General features: G+C 69.6%; 20 protein-coding genes. 1 reads left to right on the top strand and 19 read right to left on the bottom strand.

Annotation, left to right across the window (positions count from 1 at the left end):
• Positions 1 to 30: 30 nt before the first annotated feature.
• From ACFVWU_RS06465 to ACFVWU_RS06415, 11 genes are all read right to left on the bottom strand, one after another.
• Entirely contained in the window at positions 31 to 675 is a 645-nt protein-coding gene (locus ACFVWU_RS06465; protein ID WP_387616404.1) for an NADPH-dependent FMN reductase, read from the bottom strand.
• A 19-nt stretch (positions 676 to 694) separates the two neighbouring features.
• Positions 695 to 3,037, bottom strand: a complete 2,343-nt coding sequence (locus tag ACFVWU_RS06460) for an ATP-binding cassette domain-containing protein (protein WP_387616402.1) — start codon at positions 3,035 to 3,037, stop codon at positions 695 to 697.
• Positions 3,038 to 3,139: 102 nt separating this feature from the next.
• Positions 3,140 to 3,373 carry a hypothetical protein gene (locus ACFVWU_RS06455; protein WP_387616400.1) on the bottom strand — a complete coding sequence of 78 codons (234 nt, stop codon included), beginning with the start codon at positions 3,371 to 3,373 and terminating at the stop codon, positions 3,140 to 3,142.
• On the bottom strand, positions 3,357 to 4,553 hold the full coding sequence (locus ACFVWU_RS06450; RefSeq protein ID WP_387616398.1) for a cytochrome P450: 1,197 nt from the start codon (positions 4,551 to 4,553) through the stop codon (positions 3,357 to 3,359). Before ACFVWU_RS06450 ends, ACFVWU_RS06455 begins: the two co-directional genes overlap by 17 nt.
• Positions 4,554 to 4,557: 4 nt before the next feature.
• Positions 4,558 to 5,697 carry a glycosyltransferase gene (locus tag ACFVWU_RS06445; RefSeq protein WP_387616396.1) on the bottom strand — a complete coding sequence of 380 codons (1,140 nt, stop codon included), beginning with the start codon at positions 5,695 to 5,697 and terminating at the stop codon, positions 4,558 to 4,560.
• Entirely contained in the window at positions 5,694 to 6,044 is a 351-nt protein-coding gene (locus ACFVWU_RS06440; RefSeq protein ID WP_387616394.1) for a hypothetical protein, read from the bottom strand. The genes ACFVWU_RS06445 and ACFVWU_RS06440 overlap by 4 nt, the downstream gene beginning before the upstream one ends.
• The gene (locus ACFVWU_RS06435; protein WP_387616392.1) at positions 6,041 to 6,784 is read right to left on the bottom strand and encodes a class I SAM-dependent methyltransferase; all 744 of its coding nucleotides are present in this window, start codon (positions 6,782 to 6,784) and stop codon (positions 6,041 to 6,043) included. Before ACFVWU_RS06435 ends, ACFVWU_RS06440 begins: the two co-directional genes overlap by 4 nt.
• Before the next feature lie 15 nt (positions 6,785 to 6,799).
• Positions 6,800 to 8,269, bottom strand: a complete 1,470-nt coding sequence (locus tag ACFVWU_RS06430) for an FAD-binding protein (RefSeq protein ID WP_387616390.1) — start codon at positions 8,267 to 8,269, stop codon at positions 6,800 to 6,802.
• 23 nt (positions 8,270 to 8,292) lie between these two features.
• Entirely contained in the window at positions 8,293 to 8,979 is a 687-nt protein-coding gene (locus ACFVWU_RS06425; RefSeq protein ID WP_387616388.1) for an antibiotic biosynthesis monooxygenase family protein, read from the bottom strand.
• An 8-nt stretch (positions 8,980 to 8,987) separates the two neighbouring features.
• Complete coding sequence (locus ACFVWU_RS06420) at positions 8,988 to 10,025, bottom strand: methyltransferase (protein ID WP_387616386.1); 1,038 nt, start codon at positions 10,023 to 10,025, stop codon at positions 8,988 to 8,990.
• A 257-nt stretch (positions 10,026 to 10,282) separates the two neighbouring features.
• A complete protein-coding gene (locus tag ACFVWU_RS06415) occupies positions 10,283 to 11,941 on the bottom strand; it encodes an MFS transporter (protein WP_387616384.1) in 1,659 nt (552 codons plus the stop codon).
• Between the two features lie 161 nt (positions 11,942 to 12,102).
• Here ACFVWU_RS06415 and ACFVWU_RS06410 point away from each other — a divergent pair, with 161 nt between their 5' ends.
• Positions 12,103 to 13,122 carry a helix-turn-helix transcriptional regulator gene (locus tag ACFVWU_RS06410; RefSeq protein ID WP_387616382.1) on the top strand — a complete coding sequence of 340 codons (1,020 nt, stop codon included), beginning with the start codon at positions 12,103 to 12,105 and terminating at the stop codon, positions 13,120 to 13,122.
• Here ACFVWU_RS06410 and ACFVWU_RS06405 read toward each other — a convergent pair.
• From ACFVWU_RS06405 to ACFVWU_RS06370, 8 genes are all read right to left on the bottom strand, one after another.
• Positions 13,097 to 14,113, bottom strand: coding sequence for an NAD-dependent epimerase/dehydratase family protein (locus ACFVWU_RS06405; RefSeq protein WP_387616380.1), 1,017 nt, complete (start codon positions 14,111 to 14,113; stop codon positions 13,097 to 13,099). The genes ACFVWU_RS06410 and ACFVWU_RS06405 overlap by 26 nt on opposite strands.
• A gap of 2 nt (positions 14,114 to 14,115) precedes the next feature.
• Positions 14,116 to 16,173, bottom strand: coding sequence for an NB-ARC domain-containing protein (locus ACFVWU_RS06400; protein WP_387616378.1), 2,058 nt, complete (start codon positions 16,171 to 16,173; stop codon positions 14,116 to 14,118).
• Positions 16,174 to 16,789: 616 nt separating this feature from the next.
• A complete protein-coding gene (locus tag ACFVWU_RS06395) occupies positions 16,790 to 17,824 on the bottom strand; it encodes an acyltransferase domain-containing protein (RefSeq protein WP_387616376.1) in 1,035 nt (344 codons plus the stop codon).
• Positions 17,825 to 17,828: 4 nt separating this feature from the next.
• Entirely contained in the window at positions 17,829 to 18,761 is a 933-nt protein-coding gene (gene fabD / locus ACFVWU_RS06390) for an ACP S-malonyltransferase (protein WP_387616374.1), read from the bottom strand.
• On the bottom strand, positions 18,758 to 19,939 hold the full coding sequence (locus ACFVWU_RS06385; RefSeq protein ID WP_387616372.1) for an FAD-dependent monooxygenase: 1,182 nt from the start codon (positions 19,937 to 19,939) through the stop codon (positions 18,758 to 18,760). Before ACFVWU_RS06385 ends, fabD begins: the two co-directional genes overlap by 4 nt.
• A 2-nt stretch (positions 19,940 to 19,941) precedes the next feature.
• Positions 19,942 to 20,904 carry an SRPBCC family protein gene (locus ACFVWU_RS06380; RefSeq protein WP_387616370.1) on the bottom strand — a complete coding sequence of 321 codons (963 nt, stop codon included), beginning with the start codon at positions 20,902 to 20,904 and terminating at the stop codon, positions 19,942 to 19,944.
• Positions 20,905 to 20,916: 12 nt separating this feature from the next.
• The gene (locus ACFVWU_RS06375) at positions 20,917 to 21,696 is read right to left on the bottom strand and encodes an SDR family NAD(P)-dependent oxidoreductase (protein WP_387616368.1); all 780 of its coding nucleotides are present in this window, start codon (positions 21,694 to 21,696) and stop codon (positions 20,917 to 20,919) included.
• Positions 21,693 to 21,962 carry an acyl carrier protein gene (locus ACFVWU_RS06370; RefSeq protein ID WP_387616366.1) on the bottom strand — a complete coding sequence of 90 codons (270 nt, stop codon included), beginning with the start codon at positions 21,960 to 21,962 and terminating at the stop codon, positions 21,693 to 21,695. Before ACFVWU_RS06370 ends, ACFVWU_RS06375 begins: the two co-directional genes overlap by 4 nt.
• Positions 21,963 to 21,970 lie beyond the last annotated feature (8 nt).

Below are 21,970 nucleotides of genomic sequence, written 5' to 3'. Positions count from 1 at the left end.
GGGGCGGCCCCGCGTGGCCGATACGGTGCCTCACCCAGCCGGCACCGCATCGCCGTCGGAATCTGCGGCGGCCTTCGCGCGCAGCGGCTCGAGCGCCACCGACCAGGCGACGACCTCGTCCAGCATCGTGTTCATCGCCGCTTCCTGCCGCTCCCCGGGCCGGAACACGCCCGCCGAGGTCGGGTCCGTCATGTCGCAGCCGGTGTAGTCGAAGTCGTCGAACACCGACAGGACGACCTGACTGCGTACGCCGGCGACCTTCACCTCGGCCAGCGTCAGCCGCAGATGCTCGACGGCACGAGTGCCGCCGTGCACGCCGTAGCTGACGAACCCGGCCGCCTTGTCGTTCCACTCGGCGAACAGGTGGTCGATCGCGTTCTTCAGGGCCGCGGTCATGGAGTGGTTGTACTCGGGCGTCACGAAGACGAATCCGTCGAACGAACCGATGGCGGCGGCCCACCGCCGCGTGGCCTCGTTGCGGTACTGGCCGAACATCGCGGGCACGGGCTCGTCCAGCAGCGGCAGCGCGTAGTCCGCCAGGTCGACCAGTTCGAAGGTCACCTCGCCCACCACCGCCGCGGGATGCCGCGCGGCGACCTCGGTGGCCCACCGGGCCACGGTCTCCCCGCGCCGGCCGGGGCGAGTGCTCCCGAGTATGACGGCAATCCTGGTCATCTGTTCCGCTCCCTATGTGTCATGTGCGTGCGGGCCCGGCGGCGGGCACGTCGTTCAGCCGGTCCGCGAGATGGCGCCCGGTCACCGAGGTCCGGTGCTCCACGAGGTCCCTGGGCAGCCCGGAGAACACGACGTCACCGCCGGCCGCTCCGGCACCAGGCCCCATGTCGATCACCCAGTCGGCCTGGGCGATGACGTCCAGGTCGTGCTCCACTACGACCACGGTGCTGCCCTTCGCCACGAGCTGCTCCAGCAGGCCGAGCAGGCGCCCCACGTCCTGGCGGTGCAGCCCCGCTGTCGGCTCGTCGACCACGTAGAAGTCGGAGGGCGAGGCCAGCTCGACGGCCAGCTTGAGCCGTTGCCGTTCTCCTCCGGACAGCGTGGACAGCGGCTGCCCGAGTACGAGATAGCCGAGCCCGGCCCCCTCAAGGCTCTCCAGCACCGCCCTGATCGGCCGTTCCGTGAAGAACTGGCACGCCTCGGCCACCGACAGGGCGAGGACATCGGCGATGCTGCGACCGCGGAGCCGGTGGGCGAGCACCTCGCTGCGGAACCGGGAGCCGTCGCACTCCTCGCAGGTGGACTCCATGGTGTCGCCCCGGCCCAGCTCCGTCACGGTGACCCCGAGACCGTTGCAGGCCGGGCAGGCACCCGCCGAGTTCGACGAGAACAGCGCGGTACTCACCCCAGTGGCACGGGCGAACGCCTTGCGGACGGGATCCAGGATGCCGGTCCAGCTCGCGGGCGTGCTGCGGCGGCTTCCCCGGGGCAGGCTCTGGTCGATGATCACGCAGGAGTCCAGGTGTGACGGGAGTACGCCCCGGCTCAGCGAACTCTTGCCCGCCCCCGCGACCCCGCTGACGACGACGAGGACCCCGAGCGGGAACTCCACGGTCACATCGCGCAGGTTGTGCAGATCGGCGCCCTCCACCCGCAGCCACCCCCTCGGCTCGCGGGCGGCCCGCAGCCGGGGCACGGTGCGCAGGGCGGCGGCGGTGGCCCCGTCGGACGCGGGAAGGCCGCCGGGCTCTCCCGCGTAAACGATCGTTCCGCCGTGAGTTCCGGCGCCCGGCCCCAGGTCGACGACCGCGTCGGCGACATCGAGTACCTGGGGGTCGTGCTCCACGACGAGGACGGTGTTGCCCTTGTCGCGCAGGTTCGCCATCACCTTCAACACCCGGTCGACGTCGTCGGCGTGCAGCCCGGTCGTCGGCTCGTCGAAGACGTACGTCAGGTCGGTCAGCGCCGAGCCCAGGTGGCGCACCATCTTCACCCGCTGCGATTCGCCGCCCGACAGCGTGCCCGCACGGCGCTGGAGGTTGAGATAGCCCAGACCGAGCTCGACCATCGCGGCCAGCGCGGTGCGGATGCCGTCGACGACACCGGCCATCGCCGGGTCGGTCCACTTCTCCATGAGCGCGAGCAGCTCGGCGATCTCCATGCTCGTGCACTCGGCGATGCCCACCCCGTTGACCCGGACCGAGCGGGCCTCGGCCGACAGACGGCTGCCCTCGCACGCGGCGCACGTCGCGGTGGTGGAGATGAGCTCGACCGCGGCACGCACGTGCGGCTGGAGCGATTCGAGTTCCTTGTTCAGGTACAGACGCCGCAACTTGGGCACGAGACCCTCGTACGTCACCTTCAGCGAGCGGCTGTCGACCTTGGCGTGGTCCAGGTACAGCAGTGTCCTCCACGCCTCGTCGTCGTACTCGCGGAGCGGGAGGTCGGGGTCGAAGAAGCCGGAGTTGACGAAGATCGACCAGAACGCGGAGCCGACCGCGAAGGTGGGGAAGAGCAGCGCGCCCTCGTTGAGGGAGCGGTCGCGGTCCACCAGCCGGTCGATGTCGACATCGGTGACCACCCCGGTGCCCGAACAGGACGGGCACATGCCGGCCGGATCGTTGAACGAGAACCGGCTGGGCGAGCCGATGTGCGGGGTGCCGTGGCGGGAGAAGAGCTGGCGCAGCAGACCATAGGTGTCGGTGGCGGTCCCGATGGTGGACCGGGGGTCCGCGCCCAGCCGCTTCTGGTCCACCGTCACGACGGCCGAGAGGTTGCGCAGACTGTCGACGTCCGGGCGCACCGTCTGCGGCAGCAGCCCCTGGACGAAGGTCGGCTGGGTCTCGTTGAGCAGGCGCTGGGACTCGGCCGCGATGGTGCCGAGCACCAGCGAGCTCTTGCCCGAACCCGAAACCCCGGTGAAGACGGTGAGCGCGCCCTTGCGCACGTCGATCGAGACGTCGCGCAGGTTGTTGGTGCGCGCCCCGCGTACCTCGATGTGGCCGCTGTCGTGGGACAGCCGACCCGCTCGCGGCTGGTCGGCGGCTCGCTCCGTGCTGCCCGCTGTCGATGCCTCGGTCAATGATCGGGCGGGTTTCAAAGATCCTCCTGTGGTTCCTGGGGTGTCAGGCTATGAGGAGTAGAGGTCAGTCTCTGACCTCTACTCCTCATAGCTCCGCGCGTCCTACTCGGGCCCCGGTATGTCCAGTTCGAGCGCGCCCATCGGGCAGGACCTGATCAGCCGCTCCATCCGGCGGACACCACCGGGCGGGTCGTCCCCCGCCCGCAGGACGACCCGTTGCTCGGAGGACCGGAAGATCGCGTCCGACAGTCCCTCGCACTGCCGGTGCATCTCGCACCTTCGGGCGTCGATCCCGACCACGGCCAGTACGGCACCGGCGTCAGGACGCTCGTCCATGGAACGTCACATCCATCCTCTCGATCCCTCGGATGGTGTTGTGCAGCCGCCACGTGGGCTTCGAGACCTCGATCCGGCCGACGTGGCGGACGAGCGCCGCCAGCAGGCTCTGCCCCTCGAGGCGCGACAGCGCCTGACCGACGCACGCGTGGATGCCGTGCCCGAAGCCGACGTGCTGGGCCACGCCCGGCCGGCCGACGTCGAAGGACTCCGGGTCCTTCCAGAACCTCTCGTCGCGGTTGGCCGAGCCGAAGAGCAGGAGCACTCGCGACCCGCGGGGGAGCTGCGCCCCGCCCAGCTCGGTGTCGTCCGCCACGTGGCGGGTGAATCCGCGAAGCGGTGACTCGAGCCGGATGATCTCGTTGAACGCCGACGGGATGAGTGAGGGGTCCGCCTTGAGGCGCAGCCACTGGTCCTCGTGCTCGCCCAACAGCCACAGCATGCTGGACAGGGCGCTGACCGAGGTGTCCATGGACGGGGCCAGGAAGTCACCGAGCAGCCCCGGCAGCAGCTTGTCCTCGATCTTGCCCTCGCGGGCCTCCGAGACCAGCTCGGCCCCCCAGCTTCCGGGACGCAGATTGCCCGGCTGCGACATCCGGTGGAGGAACTCGCTCATCTCGCCCAGGAGGGGAAGCCCTGCCCGGGTCCGGTCGTTCATGGGTCCGAAGGCGTTGAATCCGGCACTGGCCCACTCCAGGAGCCGTTCCTTCCCCTCGCCCTCGGGCCACCCCAGCAGATCGGGCACCACGGCCAGCGGGAACGCGACCGCGAAGTCCTGGACGGCGTCGAACGATCCCCGCTCGACGAGGTCCTTCACCAGCCGGTCCGCCCAGGAGGTGACGTACCCCGTGATGTCGGCCATCGCGCGGGGCTTGAGATGCCGGGCCACCAGTCCGCGCACATAGGCGTGGTACGGCGGATCACTGGTGAAGCTGCTGCCCTTCTGCGCCTTGTTCAGGGTGTCCATCAGGCCCACCCCCTCACCGGATACGAACGTGCCGTGGCGGTGCAGGGCCGCGTAGACCTCGTCGTAGCGGGCGGCGCAGTGCACCTGATGGGAGGTCAGGTACGTCACCGGCGCGAGGTCGCGGAGCGCGCCGTACACCGGGTACGGGTCGGTGATCGACGCGTCGGTGTACGGATCGAGATCGGTCCGCGGGATCGTCATTGTCGAAGTCACGGCTTCACCTTCCCTGCGCGACGAGGTCTTCGATCAGCGGAACGATGCCCACCGCTGTCGGCGCCGTCGCGGCCTGTTGTGCGAGGTCCCAGGCCCTGGAGCAGTACGAGGAGTCGCCCAGCATCTCCTTGGCGACCTGCGCGATCGCCTCGGCGGTGCCTTCCTCGCGGTAGAGCGTTCGCGCGCATCCGTAGTCCGTGAGGCGCTTGAGAGCCGGTACGAACGCCTCGAACGGGTTGAGGATCAGCTGCGGCGTGGCGGTGTTGATGGCGTTGATGGCCGTCAGGCCGCCCGCCGGATGGATGATCACCTCGCAGGTCGGCAGGATGGCCTCCAGCGGGATCCAGCCGGCCCGGACGCCCGGGTACTTCTCCTCCAACTGCTTGCCCTCGGCCTCGCCGATGGCGACGACGACCTCGACCTCAAGGGCCCGCAACCCCTCCACGATGGCCGAGATCCGGTCCATCGCCCCCGGGAAGGCGTACCGGAAGCTGCCCATCGTCAGGCACACCCGGCCCTGGTCCGGAGTCCTCAGCATCCAGGGCTCGATCTCCCGCTGCTTGTTGTGCGGGGTCCAGCGCATGAAGGTGTTGGCCGTGCCGGTCAGCCCGGGAGGGCAGATGTCGATGCGCAACGACGGGTCGGGCAGCGTGTCCGCGCCGATCGTGGCGAGCTGGCCCGCCAGCTCCTCGTGGAGATGCTCCTCGTAGCCGTGGATGTCGAACAGGTCCCAGGACTGCCGTACGAAGGGGATGCCGACGAGCCGGGCGGCGATCTCCGCACCGTGTCCCTGGCTCCCCGCGATCAGGACGTCGGCGCCCCAGGTCCGGCAGATCTCCACCAGATCGTCGAAGACGTAGCTTCCCTGGCGGCCGAACCAGTGACCCAGGTAGGGCATCTCCAGCTCGGGCCGGTGGGGGTACTCGATCGCCGGCCTGCCCCCGGAGGCGGCCTTGATGCTCTCGGTCGAATGGCCGCGGGCCACCGGGATCGACGGCAGACCGACGCCGGTGACCGCACCGGACAGCTCCTCGAAGGAAGCCACCAGGATGTCGTGCCCGGACGCCCGCAGCGCCGAGGCAAGGGGGCCGATCGCGAAGGCACTGGCCGGGCTCGTGCCCGCGGCGTAGAACAGGGCCTTCACGAGGCGGCCTCCTCGGACCGGTCCTTGTCGCGCTCGGCGAAGTAGGCTTCCTTCAGCCCGACCGTCTCGAATTCGATGGCGGCCAGACCCGAGGTCAGCAGATGGCTGGAGCGGAGCTCCCGGACGAGGTCCAGGTAGTTCTCCATGTCGTCGAAGCCCAGGACGAAGAAGCTCTCCGCCTCACGCCCGTACTTGATGGCGCGCACCGGGGTGATCTCCCCGCCCCGCTTCACGAAGGCGCCGATGCCGGGGAAGACGTGCTCGTGCTCGATCGATATGCGCTCGTCGAGCGACAGCTCGTACCAGGGGTTCTGGTAGTTGACGACGAGAACGGCGGTGAACCTCATGCCCGGGGCTCCGATCGGTTCTCCTGCGGACGCAGTACGGCGTGCATGTGCCAGATCAGGGAAACGACGTTCCCGGCTTCGTCGACCATCTGGTCGGAGAGGTTGTCGGTGGGGGCGTCGACCTCGAAGGTCCGCGGGTCGACCATCTTGGCGACGGCCTCGGCGGGAAGCGAACTGTGGTAGCGGGTCGCCTCGATCGTCCTGATGTCCCAGTCCGCGGAGAACGCCGCCCGCAGCTCCGGCTCGGAGATCCGGCGCGGCCCGGGGAAGTCGGGCGTGAGTTCCGTCGAGAACGTGAACAGGTGGAGTTCGGCGCCGTCGGCGCAGAGTGCGCGCAGGAGCTCTGTGTAGCGGGGCACTTCCTCTGCCGGAAGCGTGTGGAAGAAGGCGCTGTCCAGCACGGAGTCGTAGCGGGATCCGGACCTCGCCAGGGAGAACGCGTCGACGACCCGGAAGTCCACCGCCACGCCGCTGCGACGGGCCTTCTCGCGGCCGCATTCGACGGCGACCTCCGAGATGTCGACCGCGCTGACGCGGAGTCCCTGAGCGGCCAGGTACAACGCGTTGTCCCCGAGTCCGCAGCCGAGATCGACTACGTTTCCACGGAATCCGCCGGCGTCACAGATCGTGCGTACCGCGGGCTGCGGTCCGCCGATGTTCCACGGCATGAGGGGGCCCAGCTTCTCCCCGTCCTGATAGAGCTTCTCGAAGGGGATCTTCTCCGTGCTGCCGGTGGGCATCGTTCGCGATTCCTCTCATGGTTCTATGGACATGCGGTGGTGGAAGATGTTCAAGGGGTCCCACGTACGCTTCGCCGACCGCAGGCGTGCGTAGTTGTCCTTGTAGTACAGGTGGTGCCAGGGCTGCCCGGAGCGATTGCGGGCAGGGTCCATGAGGTCGGCGTCGGGGTAGTTGATGTAGCAGCCGTCGGTACGGTCGCCGACGACCGGAACGCCCCCCGTACCGGCGAAGAACTCCTCGTAGAGGCCGCGCAGCCAGCCGAGATGGAGCCCGTCCTGCTCGGCGTCCTGCCAGGCGGAGAACCACGACGACTTCGCGATGGAGTCCCGCTGGGCGGCGACCGTGTCGGACGGGTCCCGCCGGTTGATCTCCCCCCCGTAGCTGTTGAGCATGACGTACGAGGCCTGGCCGGGGTGGTCGGAGTTCAGGTGGCGGTGGAGCACGGCGAACTGGTCGTCGGTGGGCGTCGTGCGGTGGTACGCGGACTTGGAGGCCGAGCGGGCTCCCATGACGTCGCCGCAGTCGGCCTGACTCATGTAACGGGTGCCGGTCAGCCAGCTCATGACGCCCCCTCGGGGGATGCCCACCGCGCCCGTCCCCTCCGTCAGCGACGCGACGAACTCCCGCAGAATCCTGCCCTCGGGGTCCACGTCGGCGTCCTGCTGGACCATCAGCTGCAGGAATCCCGAGCTGCGGTGCTGGACGAAGAGAGTGGCGAACAGCGACGACTCGGGCGTTCCCGGCGCGCTGTGGCGCTCGTGCCACTCGAAGAAGCGCCGCAGCAGGGTGATGAACGCCTGCTCGTCCAGGGCCGCCCAGGGGTACATGATCTTCTGGACGTGCAGCCGGCCGGAGGCGCGGGGCAGGCCGACCGGCCCGTCGGCCAGGTGCTCCGGGCTGCGGAACTCGTAGGCGGTGACGATGCCGAAGTTGCCGCCGCCACCGCCGGTGTGCGCCCAGAAGAGCTCGCCGAGGTCGCCGGTGTCGTCGGCGCGCGCGGTCACCAGACGCACCTGCCGGGACTCGTCCACGACGGCGACCTCCACGGCACGCAGATGGTCCACCACCAGCCCCAGCCGCCGCGACAGCGGGCCGTAGCCGCCGCCCGCGACCAGCCCTCCCATGCCCACCGCGGAGCAGGCCCCCAGGGGCAGGGCCGTGTTCCACCGGCGGTACAGGGCCTTCTGGGCCTGGTCGACCGTCGCACCCGCACCGATCCGCACCCCGAGTCCGTCCTCGGACAGGCCGACCCCGTTGAGGTTGTGGAGGTCCAGGACGAGGTCACGGCGCGGCGTACCCACGAAGTCCTGGCCGCAGTGGCCACCGGACCGGCAGGCGACGCCACGCCCGTCCGAGACGGCCCCGCGCAGAGCGGCGACGGTCTCGTCCGGCGTGACAGGCAGCACGAACTGCGCGGGTTCGACGGCGAACCGGTGGTTGTCCGAGTGCGAGAGCTCGATGTACCGGGGGTCTCCGGGGCCCACCGTGCGCGGTGTCATCGGCGCCGTCACGACGCGTCGCCCTGGCGGGACCGGGAGAAGACGACCTCGTACGTATTGGACTCCCGCGAGGTCAGCAGGGACTTGCCGCGTGCGCGCATCCGCCGGTCGTGCGCGGGGCGCTGCTCCTCCGGCATGGTGTGGAACGCCTCGTAGGAGGCGGCGTCGTCCCATTGCGCGTAGTTGACGACCATGTCTCCGTCGAGCGCCCGGAGAATGCTGTGCGAGCGGTATCCCGGCACCTGCCGCATCCAGGAGTCCGGCTTCTCGAACATGGACACGAGCTCGCTCTGGTGCTTGGGATCGCATCCCATTAGGACGATGACGGTGAAGTCGTCGCGGTCCGGGCCGATCTCCGCCAGGGAGCCGCCGTCCTTCGTCTGGACGGACACCACCTCGGTCTTCAGCAGATGCACCGACGTGGTGAGATCGGTGAAGTAGGGAACCGTGTTGTGCTTGAAGTTCTCGCCGTCGTACCGCTCCTTCAGATCGTCGATCGACCGCCACTGGATGTAGTTGGCCGCGCAGGGCCGCGCCACTCCGGCGTGCAGGGTGGACGACCGCCAGCCCGGGTAGTTCGCCTTGGCGATGATGCCCCGCATGGCGTCCAGGAGAATCTTCTGCTTCTCCGAGTCCGTGGTGTTGAACAGGTTGAACACGGTCAGGGAGCCGTTCTCCGGCTCGATGATCGGCATGCGTCCTCCTATGAGACTTTCTTTCCTTCGATGACGGACTGCAGGCCGGCCCGGGCGACTCCGACCAGCTCGATACCGACCTCGGACATCAGGGACCGGAACTCCTGCACGGTGCGCTGCTTGCCCTCGCAGAGGACGAGCATGTCCATGTCCATCAGCGAGATCGCCCGGTCCGCCGTGTCGTCCAGACCGGCCACGGCCTCGACGACGGCGAGATGCGCCCCTTCGCGCATGGCCGACGCGATGTTCTTGAGAATGTGGCGGGACCGCGCGTCGTCCCAGTCGTGGAACACGTTGGAGACCATGTACAGGTCGCTCCCGGGCGGCACGCTGTCGAAGAAGGAGCCGGCCTTCACCGTCACGCGGTCCGAGACCCCCGCGTCCGACAGCTCGGGCCACGCCCGCGAGACCACGTCCGGCTGGTCGAAGAGGACGCCGGAGATGCCGGGGTGCTTCTGCAGCACGGCGGACAGGAGCGCCCCTCGCCCGCCACCGACATCGGTGACGCTCGTGAACCGGGAGAAGTCGAACGCCTCGACCACGGGGCGGATGACCCTCTTGGAGAGCTCGGTCATCGCGGAGTTGAAGACGGCCGCGGTGTCGGGATTGGACTCCATGAACTCCCAGACGCCCGAACCGTGCATCGCGGCGAAGGGCGAGCGCCCCGTGCGCACCGCGGTGGGCAGGTGCGCCCAGGTCGACCGTTCGGCGGTGGAGCCCGTCCACCGTGCGAAGTTGCGCATGGAGTTGGCGTCGTCGGTGGCCAGGGCGCGGCCCAGGGCGGTCAGCCCCAGTGTGTCCTGGTCGGTCCGGCGCAGCAGGCCGACCGCTGTGCCGGCGCGGAAGAACCGGTCCGCGGTGTCGCGCTCGAGACCGAGCCGAACCGCCAGCTGGGCCGATCCCAGAGCCCCGGGCGTCAGGGCGTCGGCCACCCCGAGTTCCGCGAAGGTGCTGACGACACCGGCGCGCCAACTCCCCATGAGGAGGTCGAGAAGCTGCAGGCTGACAGGTGCCGACGACGGGGGCAGCGATTGTGCATTTGCCATGGTCATGATGTCCCTTCGACTGTTGGCCATGTGAGGAGGTGGGGCACCGCTGCAAGAGGAGTCCGTGCTCGTCACACTCTCTTTCCGATGCAGGGGCGGCGCTAGGTATCCCCATGGGATGGTCCTGGGAAGCGGTGCCCGAGCGACGCGGAGTGCTGTGGGACGGGGCGTACGCACCCGTCCCGCAGCACTCCGCGGGGTGTAGCCGGACGGACAGCGCGGCGTGGACCGCGTGGCCGTCCTTCGGTTAATCGCCTCTAGGCATGGGTCCGGCCGGCGTTGATTTCGGCGTCCGGTGCCGCGTCGGCGGCGTTGCCCTCTCCCCACTGCTGGGCGCCCTGCTTGGGCCGGGGGATGAGGAAGGTCGCCAGCATGCCGAGGGCGAGCAGCGCGGCACAGGTGTAGCCGTTGATCTGGATCGCGTGGGACATGGCGTCGCGGGCGGCGTCGGCGGCGGACGCCGTCTGCGGGTTGTCGCCCAGCCCGGAGATCATCGCGCCGGCGCTGTCGGAGACCGCCGAGGACAGCTGGTCGGCGCCGGCCTCGGGCGTTCCCTGCTTGATGAGCCGGTCCGACAGGTCGGAGGCCAGTGCCGTGAAGAACGTCGAGGTCAGGACCGCGATACCCAGTGCGGAGCCGAGCTGGCGCGCTGCGCTCTGGATTCCGGAGCCCTGGCCGGCCTGCCGCGGCGGCACGTCCGCCAGGACCACGTTGGTGACCTGGGCGGTGGCGAAGCCGACCCCCATGCCGTACAGGAACAGGGCGATGGAGATGACCCACCACTGGGAGTCGCTGCTGGCCAGCAGGCCGAACATCAGCAGGCCGGCGGCCTCCAGGACCAGGCCGATCCGGACCAGGCCGACCGGCCCGGTCTTCTCGGCCATGCCGAAGCTCGCGCCGCTCGCGAAGAAGCTGCCGACCGCGACGACGAAGACCAGCAGCCCGGTCTGGACCGGGGAGTAGTCCAGGGCGTACTGGAGCCACAGCGGCAGCACGGCGAGCATGCCGAACTCGGCCAGGGCGATGATGAATGTCGCGATGTTGCCCGTGCTGAAGGACTTGATGCCGAACAGCGAGGTGTCCATCAGCGGCGCCGTGCCGTTGCCCCGGGTGAGCCGCACCTGGAGGAACAGGAAGAGGGCGAGACACACCACCGCGACGGCCAGGGCGACCGGGATGACCGACAGGCCCGTGCCGTCCCCGAAGGGACCGAAGTCCTTGCGCGGTTCCCACCACCCGTAGTTGCGTCCCTCGATCAGCGCGAACGCGAGAAGTCCGAGGCCCAGCACCGACAGCACCGCGCCGACGGCGTCGATCCGTCCCGGCTGGCGGGGGGAGGGCTGGAGGAACTTCATGACGCCGGCGAGGATCAGCGCGACGACCGCGATGTTGATGCCGAAGGCCCACCGCCAGGAGTAGTCGGCGAGCCAGCCGCCCAGCAGCGGTCCGACCGCGGCGGCCGCCCCGATCGTCGATCCCCAGATGGCGAACGCCTTGCCGCGGTCCGGCCCCCGGAAGGTCAGATTGAGCAGCGCCAGCGACGTCGGCATGATGATCGCGCCACCGACACCCTGCGCGAACCGGCTGGCGATCAGCAGCTCCCCGGTGGGCGACACCGCCGCGGCGATGCTGGCCAGCCCGAAGATCACGGTCCCGACCATGAACAGCCTGCGCGCTCCCAGGATGTCCGAGAAGCGGCCCATCACCAGCAGCAGGGCGGCCAGGATGATCGCGTAGGACTCCTGGATCCACTGAGCGCCGAAGGCCGAGATCTCCAGGTCGTCGATGATCGGCGGCATCACCACATTGACGATGGTGAAGTCCACGACCACCAGCGAGACACCGAGGGAAATGGCGACCAGGCCCAACCAGGCGTCCCGGTTGGTGGGTAGGGGCCGAGCCGGATTCTCGGGCACAGCGTTCCTCCGTTCTGTTCGATGGGGGTGCACCCGGTTCGGTCGCCGAGGGCGAGGTACTGGGGGTGTCGGGGAGGCGTCCCGCCTCCGAGCCAATGGCACCCTGCCAGAAGAAGAGGACGTATTCTGACCTCTACTGACACCAATCCGGAGGGCAATCCGTGATCGCCAACCGAACGCTGGAACTGCTCAGCCTGCTTCAGGCCCAGAAGGAGTGGACCGGCGACGGTTTGGCCGAGCGGCTGGGGGTGTCCCCGCGGACGGTCCGGCGCGACATCAACCGGCTGCGCGAACTGGGCTATCCCGTCACGGCGCGCAAGGGCCCCTCCGGCTTCTACCGGCTGTCCCGCGGAGCGCGGCTGCCCCCGCTGATAGTCGACGACGAGCAGGCCATCGCCATCGCGCTGGCCCTGCAGACGGCTCCGGCCTCGGTGACCGGCATGGGGGACGCCACGAAGCGGGCGCTGAACTCCATCAAGGAGCTCCTGCCTCCCCACCTGGCCCGCAGGCTGGCGACCTTCTCGATCGAGCAGATAGAGAACGCCTGGGAGCTGGCTCCGCCACAGGTCGATCCCGCGCTGCTGGCACAGCTGAGCGCCGCCGCGCAGCAGCGCGAGCTGGTGCGGTTCGCCTACCGGTCCATCGACCGCGGCCCGGTGGAGGACGACGAGGTCCTGGCCGAACCCCATCGGCTCGTCGTCTGGTCCGGGCGCTGGTATCTGGTGGCGTACGACCAGCGCAGGAACTCCTGGCACACTTATCGACTCGACCGCATCGGGCAACTGGCCCCCACCGCCTGGCGGTTCGGTCCTCGGGAAGTGCCGGAGGCGGACATCACCCGCTTCGTCCAGAGCCAGCCCGACCGGGGGGACACCGCGGACACCTGGCCGTGCTGGGGCACCGTCCTGATGGAGTGCCCCGCGACGCTGGTGGCGAAGTGGGCTCCGGGCGCGGCGAGCTTCGAAGCGATCGACGAGCGGATCACCCGGATCCGGATGGGGGCGTGGTCCTGGTCGGCGCTCATCGGCTTCCTCGTCACCTTCAACTGCCGTTTCACCGTCGAAGGCCCGCCCGAACTCGCCGAAGCGGCCCGCCAGGTGATCGGCCGCCTCGACGTCGGGGTGCCCCTGCCCGACGAGCGGGCGCCGGAGCCGGTCAGTTCAGTCCGAGCCGGTACCTGAGATCGGAACGGACGGCCCGCATTCCTTCCTCGATGTTCAGGAACGGGGACGACGCCAGATCCGTCCACACCCGTGAGGTGACCGAGAGATCGACGTTCGGACCCGCCGCCACGGGCTCGTGCGCAACGGGCACCGGCCGGTCGAAGAGACGCTCGGCCACCTCCAGGAGCTCGTCGATCCGGAAGGGCCGCCCGCTGGCGAAGATCTTGCAGACATACGGGTCCGTCCCCTGGGTACGGGAACGCACCGCCTCCATCGCCGCGACGGCCATCCGGGCGCAGTCCCGCGCGTAGATGTAGTCGCGCGTGGTCTCCAGCGCGGCTCGCAGCGGCAGGGGCTCGCCGCTCAGCTGGGCCTTGATGATGGCGCTGACCAGGCCCTGGTTCTTGGCGAGGTTCTGTCCGGGGCCGTAGAGATTCGTGATGCGGGCCGACACGGTGGGCAGTCGCCACCGGTGCGACAGGGCCCGGGCTTCCTCCTCCACGGCGAGTTTGGCCTCGCCGTAGGGATTCCTGGGAACGGGAGGGGAGAACTCCGTGAACGGCGCGCGCTCCGAGCCCGCGAACGCGCCGCCCGCCGACGACGCGAAGAACAGGGCGCCGTTCGAAGGGGAACCCGACCGTTCGAGCCCGTCGTTGACGCCGGCCAGCAAGCGGCTCACCAGTACGCGTTCCCGCTCGACCTGTTGCGCCGGTGTGTGGAACACAGCCAGGCCCGCACACCAGTACAGATTCCAGCGGGCCGGCTGCCTGGCCAGGTCCCTTCCCAGCGCGTAGAGCCGCCGGCACGCCTGGGCGTGGTCGCCCCACCGCACGGACACCCGGCGGACCGGACGTGGGCCGAGCACGCCGAGGATGTGCCTCCCCAGCAGCCCTCCACCGCCCACGACGACTTCCGTCGTCCCGGTGGATTCCTCGCGCGCGGCGGAGCCGTACGAACCCGGCGACAGCAGCGCCTCGCCGACGGGCGGAGCCGGAAGAATGCGGTCCATCGTCAGCTCACGTCCAGATACGGATGCGGCCTGGGACCGGACGGCCCGGCCGGCTCACGGCCTCGGACAAACTTCTTCAGATGCGCTCGTACCGACCCGTTCGGGTGCCGCCGCGAGGCGTCGAGCGCGAGATTCCACACCGCCTCCTGCTGCCGGGTGTCCAGCAGCCGGGAGATCAGCCCCTCCCACGCGACGCACAGATCGACGAACTCCTCCTGGAGGCCCAGGCGCGCCGCCAGCTCGGCGGACCGGGTGAGGGTCCGCAGCACCACATTGCCGTCGGCGCTCGGCGAGGGGCTGATGCGGCTGGCCCCCACCAGACCGTACGACGCCTTGTAGTGGTGCAACGCGGCGCGGGCGATGCGGCATTGCTCCTCGCGGGGGATGCTCTTCTGCACTTCCAGATGCGCGGCGTGCAACAGCAGCGGGTGCATCTGGTACGTGCCCGACCGCGTCCGTTGCAGCAGCGCCCGGTCTGCGAAGCGCCGGCACGCGCGCCGGGCCCAGTCGGCCGATACGCCGAGCGAGGCCGCGACCGAGGTCTCGTCCATCTCGGGACAGGGCAGGAGCGAGAGCCGCAGATAGCGGTCGTGATCGAACTCCTCCAGGCAGGTGAACGAGGTCATGAGCCGGCCGACCAGACTGCGCCCGGGCACTTCCAGTTCGCTGAAGACGGAGGTCGAGGAGGAGAGGCGGTTGCTGAGCTCGCGCAGGTCCAGGAAGTCGCGTGTCGATATCCGCGCCGCTGCCAGGCGGAGCGCCAGCGGCAGGTTGGCGCACATCTGGATCAGCGCCCGGGCATCCTGCGTCTGCCTGCCGTCGAAGCGCTGATCGACCATGGAGCTGAGCATCTTCAGGCACTCGTCCTCGTCCGGCAGCCCGAGCGAGATGTGATGGGCCCCGTCGATTCCGTTGAGGATGATGCGGGAGGTGATGACGCACGCGCTGTCGCGCGAGGGCGGGATGAGCGGCTCCACCTGCGCGATGCTGCACGCGTCGTCCAGCACGACGAGCAGCTTCTGCCCCGCGGTGAGGGTCCGCCACTGTGCCAGGCGCCCCTCCTCGGAGGACGGGATCTCGTCGTCGGGAACGCCCTTCTGCCTCAGCAGCACCCCGAGCGCGCAGGACACACTGGCCGTGGAGGACGAGGCGGACCCGTCCAGCGACACGAAATGCTGCCCGTCCGGATAGTGGCGGGCCAGTTTGTGTGCCAGCCGGACGGCGATGGTCGTCTTGCCCACGCCGCCCATTCCGTGAATCGTCGCCACGAGCAGCGGATGGGGCCCGCCCCCCGACAGCAGTTTTTCCAGCTCGTCGACCTCGCGTTCCCGCCCTGCGAAATCGTGCAGATCCCGGGGCAGGCAGCTCGGGCCGACCGGGGGACTGTCCCTTGCCGCGGAGGACGGCAGGTGCGGGACGTTATGGACGGGCAGGCTGCTCACGGGCTGGACGGGCGGGGCGGGAACGGCGACATCGGATCCCATGCGGACCGGATGCCCATGGATCTTCGACGCCACGTGCAGTATCGAGGTCAGTTCGTCGGAACGTCCTCTTTCATGGAATGCCTTCACGGTTTTGTTCAGGAGTACGCGGTGCTGCTCCACCAGCTCGAAGATGCGGAGTTCCTGCCCCCGCGGTTCCGATCCCTCACACGGCCGTCCACGCCAGAGCGCCAGTGCCGAGTACGCCGTCGAGAGGTCCTCGTCACTCGCCAGGGAGCTCGACATCGCCCGGTCGTAGAGGCGGCGGAACTCGGAGACATCGGACTGCTTGGGCGTCAGCTTGAGCATGTAGCCCTCCTGCGAGGTCGTCACCAGGTCCCAGCCGTCGTCGAAACTGAGCCGTAATGCGGAAATCATCTTCCGCACCTGGTGATTCGCGCTGGAAGGGCGCTTCTTTTCCCATGCGGCATGGAGCAGATCCTCCATCGCCGCCGAATGTTCGGGCTGAAGGGCGAGATAGGAAACCACCGTCCGGTATTTCCGCCCGGTCAGCTGAACAAGTGTGTCGTCATTTCGAACCTGAAGTGAACCCAGCACGTCAAAACGAATGAAACTCATAGCTTCTTCCCCCGTCAGCCATTCGATTCAATTGAGAAAATGCCCTGCTTCGAACTGCCGGCACGACCCGGTCGATCGGTCGTGGGCCTGCGGCAGCCCCCCGTGAAGAAGGCTTCGAAAATCCTCGTGCGCACTCCCGCCCACGTCATGGGCGGGAGCAGCGACAGGTCAGGTGTGGGGGACGCCGGGCCTTCCGCGATGCCGACGCATGCGTGAGCGCACCCAGAAATCCACCGGATGCGACTCGGGACCGAACGGTCGGCCCGCGACTGGTGCGGGCCGACACCGGGAAGGGTGGGAACCAGCGATTCGGAATACCGGGGTCCATTTCACCCGGAAGGGGAACTCCGTGTCGCGCGAAGCCCCTCAGGCCGACTGTCTGTTGGCGCGATGCACTGATAGGCAGCAGGCGGCGCCTGGTTCACCAAAGGCCCCGGACGTTCGGGTGGCCGGCCATTGCATCTGATCTCCCCCGTTCAGTCTTCAGTAATGCTAACACCAAGCTTTGGCCGAAACCCCGCTTTCTGGTTCCTGGACGATTTGACGGTTTCGGTGGTCCGGGTTTTCCTGGCGTCACCCGCGGGGCCGTTCGGGGACTTCGGTCCCGGCTTGGTGGTCAGCGGAAGGACTCGACGATCTCGCGCCTGACCGACTCCCCGTACTCGGCCTCGCGCCGGTGGCGCGGCATCGTGGCGACGGTGGCGGAACGCCCGGAGCGAACGGAGGGCAACCGGCGCGCGGCCATGGACAGGGCCGTTCCCGGGCCGATCTCCACGAACGTGTGCGGACCGGAACCGAAGTTCCGGCAGAGCGCCTCCCAGAAATCGACCCGCTCGGCCATCTGCCGCGTCCAGAACCCGGCTGGCAGCACCTCCCGGTCGCTGACCCTCCGCGCCGAGAAGGCCGAGACCATCCGCACCCCCGCCGGCGACAGGCGGTGCTCGTACCGGGCCAGGAACTCCTCGAACTCGAGAGCGGCGGGCCCCAGGAGAGGAGAGTGGAACGGTTCGGTCGCGGCGGCGCGCATGCACGGCACACCCTGGGAGCCGAGATGACGAACCGTGGCGGAGACATCCTCCTCCGCACAGCTCACTACGCACTGGTTGTCCGCGTTCTCCGCCGCGATCCAGGCGCTCCCGTCCAGGGCACCGAGCTGCTCCCGTACCGATTCCGCCGTACCGCGGCAGGCGATCAGACCGCCGCGGGGGGCGTGCTCGAGGAGCCGGGCCCGTTCGTTCAGGAGCGCGCCCGCCAGCCCGAGATCGAAGACCCCGGCGAGCGTGGCCGCGGCCAGTTCGCCCACGCTGTGACCGATCAGGGTCACCTCGGCATCCCCCAGCTCGTCCAGCCAGACCGTGCCCGCCGCGTAGCCGATGCCGAACAGCAACGGCTGGGCGTACGGCCCGCGGGCGAGTTGCTGGGGTGAACCGTTCAGCCATACGTCCCGCAGCCGGTCCGCACCGGTGCCGAAGGCGTCGAGGAAATCGTCGAGCGCCTTCCTGAACCGGGGGTCGGACTCGTAGAGCGGGGCCCCCATCGACGGGAACTGCGAGCCCTGCCCGGGCAGCATCAGCACCGGGGAGCCCGGAGCGGCTTCCGCCCCGCCGGGCTGCCGGGCGGCCGAGGACGCGTCACGCACGCGATTCGTCACCGGTTCACCACCCCGCCACGCCGTCGAGGAAGGACGGCATGTCGTGGGAGCGATATGTACGGACCCGCGGCAGCGCCCGCTGGACGAAACCGGAGAGGACCTTGCCCGGCCCCAGCTCCCAGGTCCGCGACACCGACCGCCTCTCCAGCTCGGCCATGACATCCACCCAGCGGACCCGGTGCACGAGCTGGTCGCCGAGCTGACGCCTGATCTCCTCACCGCTCGCGTACGGCGCGGCCGTCGAGCCGGAGAGCAGGGGCGTTCGGGGCGAACGGAAGTCGAAACGCCGCAGGTAGTCCACGAAATCAGCCGTCGCGCTCTCCATGAGGCTGGAATGAGCCGGGCCGCCGATCCGCAGCACGGTCGCCCGCGCATCCGGCCTCGTGATGACCCGCCGGACCAAGTCGTCGATGGCGGTGGACTGGCCGGAGACCACGACCTGGCGGGGCTCGTTGTGATTGGCGACCTCGACCACCTCGCCGGTGTCGCGCCGCACATCCGCGCAGGCCCGCTCGACCTGCTCGATCGCGAGGCCGATGACGGCCGCCATCTTGCCGTCCACCCGTTGCTGCACCTCCGCCATGAGCACGCCGCGACGATGAACGAGCTGGAGGACCTCCTGCCAGGTCAGCACGGAGGCCGCCGCGAGCGCCGTGTACTCGCCCAGGCTGTGGCCCGCGACGACGTCCGGCACCGCGCCGTTGGCCCGGGCGGCGACCAGGGCCGCGTAACTGCACAGAAAGACGGCCGGCTGGGTGACCGGCATGTGCCGCAGCCGCTCGACCGGCCCTTCCTCGCACAGGCGGGTGAGGGGAAAGCCCAGGATCTCTTCCGCTTCCCGCCACAGCGGTTCGACCAGGCGCGGGTAGTGCTCGCGCAGATGTGTGCCCATGCCGGGCTTCTGGGTTCCCTGTCCGGGAAACAGGAACGCTCTCACGGCGCCACCTCGGGTATGCGGTCGTCAATTGGGCGCAGGGCGTCGCCCCCGTCGTTCCCGGCCCTGCCGGGCGCGTCGACACCGGCGAGGCAGTCGGCGATCCCCGCCCGGAACACCTCGTCCGTGTCCAGGCGTTCGGCCACGCGGGCCTTGTACGCGGCGGTCGCCTCGTCGGTGTCGAACAGCAGGCGGGCCTGGCCCCGCAGCCTTTGCGCCAGGACCCCCAGCCACGGGGATCGCTCCCGCTGGTAGTCCAGGAGCGCGCGCGGGTCTCCGGTGCGGAGGTACCGCAGCGCCCGGTGGCCGAGCGCGTCGGCGTCCATCAGTGACGTGTTCAGCGCCTGACCGCCGATGGGGACGAAGGGGTGGGCGGCGTCACCGCACAGCACGAAACGGCCTTCGACCAGTCGGCGCGCCACTCTCGTGTCGTCGCCGAACGTGCGCACCCAGGACGGTTCGACCGGAAGCCCTTCGCCGGTGGCGTCCTGCCAGGCGGCACGCAGATCCTCGGCCGAGCGCTCTTCCCCCGCGGGCCACCGCGGGTCATGGATCAGCACCCGCGTGACCTCGGCACTGAGCGGGGCGGCGGTCACGGTGTAGCGCCCCCGCCGCTCGAAACGCCGCTTGGGCACCTCGCAGTGGTGAAGATCGGCCTGCACCAGGACACGGGCGGGCGGCGCGCCCGCGCACTCAATGCCGAGCAGGGACCGGACGGTGCTCTCCTGCCCGTCCGCGGCGACCAGCAGCGCCGCTCCGACGGTCCGACCGGTCCGGGTCGTCACCTCGCAACGCCCCTCCTGCTCCCGGACGGACACGACATGCTCACCACGCTGTACGCGCACGCCGCGGTGGTACGCCCAGTCGCCCAGCGTCCGTACCAGTTCCGGCTGCGGGCAGCGCCAGACACCGGCCCGCGCGGAGCGGACCCGCGACAGGTCCACGGACAGGCCGCCGTAGTGCCCCTGGGTGCCCCGGGGCAGCCGCGGCGCGAACGCGACCCCGTGGGAGTCGAGGATCTCCATGGCGCGGGCGTGCAGGGTCGAGGCACGTGTCTGCGGATTCGGGGTCTCCCGCGATTCCAGAACGGTGACCCGGGCGCCTCCCCCGGCGAGGATTCCCGCCAGGAGGAGGCCACTGGGCCCGGCACCCACGACCAGCACGTCCGGGGGACCGGGCACGGTCATGTCCCCGACCGCCGCTGCGCCGCGGCGGTGCCCGCCCACCGGACCGCCGCCTCGAGGGTCCGCAGGCTGTTGTTGCCCAGGTTCCGCCGGGCCAGCCGTTTCGCGTCCGCGACCGTCGCCTCCGGGCCGAGGACCTTCCGCACCACGCCGGGGTCGATCGCCACGGTGTGCTGCGACGTGACCCGCCACTTCTCCCCGGCCGGGGAGATGGTCCACTCACCGGTGTGCAGCGCCAGCAGCGCCGGCAGCGTCACCTGCTTGTACAGGAGCCTGGCCGGGCTCTGGGACACCCGGTAGGACTCCGTGACGTGCGTGTCCCCGTCCGGGGTCCGCGTCCGCATCCGGAGCAGCTGGAGTCCGTCGGAGAACTCCTTCATCTCGGCCTCGGCGACGTGGTCCAGCCGCCCCGACCACAGCTCGCCGCGGTCCAGGAACGAGAACAGCAGGACGGGATCGGCCGTGGTTTCGACCGCGTCCGTGAAGGTGAACGGGCTCAGGTCGCCGTCCGCGTCCCGTTCGACGGCGGACCGCAGCGCCGCGAGCTCCTTCGTGCTGTTGGTGTCCACGGCCCGGGCTATCCATTCGAGCGACTCGGCCGAGTCGCCCTCCGCCCGGTAGGTATGCGACAGCCGGACCGTGCAGCCGCCGTCGGACGCGGGCAGGACCTGCCACTCGCCCGACATCTCCGCGACCGGTGGCGCGGTGACGGTCTGCGCGAAGCGGATGGTACGGGCGACGGGGTCGAGCCGGCGCTCGGACACCCAGGACTTGGGCTCGCCGTTGGCGACCGCCCACAGCTGGATCGTCTGCCTGTCCCCGTCGCGGGACAGCTCCGCGCTGTGGATGGTCGGCTCGAACATCCGCGACCACTGCCCGACGTCCGACAGGCGGTGGTACACCTCGTCGGCACCGCTGTTGATCACGATGGTGTGCACGTCCACGCGAGGCCGGTCGGCCATGCGGATCATCTCCTAGAAGTTTCCGAGGCCGCCACACACATTGAGTGCCTGGGCCGTGATCGAGGCGGCGCCTTCGGTCGTGAGGTACTCGACGAGGGAGGCGACCTCGTCGGCCGTGCTGTAACGGCCGAGCGGGATCTTCGCCTCGAAAGCGGTCAGGACCTCCGCCTCCGTGGTCTCCCACGCCTGGGCGTACGCCTGACGGACACGCGAGGCCATGGGGGTCTCCACGTATCCCGGGCAGACCGCGTTCATCGCGATGCCCTGGGACGCGAGTTCCTTGCCGACCGCCTTGGTGAAGCCGACCACGCCGTGCTTGGAGGCGGAGTACGGGGCGGCCAGCAGGACCCCTTGCTTGCCCGCGGTGGACGCGATGTTGATGATCCGGCCGTGGTCGACCTTGTCGATGCCGCCGCGGGCCAGGACCTCCCGGGTGACGTAGAAGACGCTGTCGAGGTTGGTGCCGAGCACCTCCCGCCACAGTTCGTCGGTCAGTTCGGCCGTCCTGCCGCCGCCGTTGCGGCCGGCGTTGTTGACCAGGATCCCGATGGGCCCGTTGGCTTCCACGGCCCGGCCGACCAGACCGCGTACCTGCTGGGGGTCGCTCACATCGGCGGTCAGCACGGCGACGGGCACGCCGTGACCGGAGAGTTCCGCGGCGGTGCGGTCGAGCTTCTCGGGGTCACGGCCGCAGATCGTCACGGTGTGCCCGGCCGCCGCGAGACGCCGCGCGACGGCCGCTCCGATGCCGCTCGACCCGCCGGTGACGAGAGCGTGTCGGGAAAGGCTCATGACGAGGCCGCCCGACGCTGCAGGGCGTGGTTGATCGCGTCCAGAAGCTGCTGGGGCGTTTCGAGGTCGATGAGGACCGAGTCGTCGATCTCGATGTCGTTGTCGCGGCCCAGGCGCAGACCGGTCTCCAGAACGGCCAGGGAGTCGTACCCCAGGTCTTTGAAGGCCCTGGTGCCCAGATCGCGTTCGAGGTCGACGCCCTCGTCGACGCCGGAGCCCTCCACGAGCGCCCGCCTGAGGTCGTCCATGGTGACGTGCTGTGTCATTGTCTTCC

It is taken from the genome of Kitasatospora sp. NPDC058190, from assembly GCF_042883685.1.
GTDB lineage: Bacteria > Actinomycetota > Actinomycetes > Streptomycetales > Streptomycetaceae > Kitasatospora.
The sequence above is the reverse complement of the archived record's forward strand: the minus strand, read 5'-3'. Positions and strand labels throughout refer to the sequence as shown.

Coding starts and splice junctions, on each gene's coding strand:
- ACFVWU_RS06435 (WP_387616392.1), bottom strand. CDS start 6,784: ATGCCCACCGGCAGCACGGAGAAGATCCCCTTCGAGAAGCTCTATCAG.
- ACFVWU_RS06400 (WP_387616378.1), bottom strand. CDS start 16,173: ATGAGTTTCATTCGTTTTGACGTGCTGGGTTCACTTCAGGTTCGAAAT.
- ACFVWU_RS06440 (WP_387616394.1), bottom strand. CDS start 6,044: ATGAGGTTCACCGCCGTTCTCGTCGTCAACTACCAGAACCCCTGGTAC.
- ACFVWU_RS06465 (WP_387616404.1), bottom strand. CDS start 675: ATGACCAGGATTGCCGTCATACTCGGGAGCACTCGCCCCGGCCGGCGC.
- ACFVWU_RS06420 (WP_387616386.1), bottom strand. CDS start 10,025: ATGGCAAATGCACAATCGCTGCCCCCGTCGTCGGCACCTGTCAGCCTG.
- ACFVWU_RS06405 (WP_387616380.1), bottom strand. CDS start 14,113: ATGGACCGCATTCTTCCGGCTCCGCCCGTCGGCGAGGCGCTGCTGTCG.
- ACFVWU_RS06455 (WP_387616400.1), bottom strand. CDS start 3,373: ATGGACGAGCGTCCTGACGCCGGTGCCGTACTGGCCGTGGTCGGGATC.
- ACFVWU_RS06375 (WP_387616368.1), bottom strand. CDS start 21,696: ATGAGCCTTTCCCGACACGCTCTCGTCACCGGCGGGTCGAGCGGCATC.
- ACFVWU_RS06425 (WP_387616388.1), bottom strand. CDS start 8,979: ATGCCGATCATCGAGCCGGAGAACGGCTCCCTGACCGTGTTCAACCTG.
- ACFVWU_RS06380 (WP_387616370.1), bottom strand. CDS start 20,904: ATGGCCGACCGGCCTCGCGTGGACGTGCACACCATCGTGATCAACAGC.
- ACFVWU_RS06370 (WP_387616366.1), bottom strand. CDS start 21,962: ATGACACAGCACGTCACCATGGACGACCTCAGGCGGGCGCTCGTGGAG.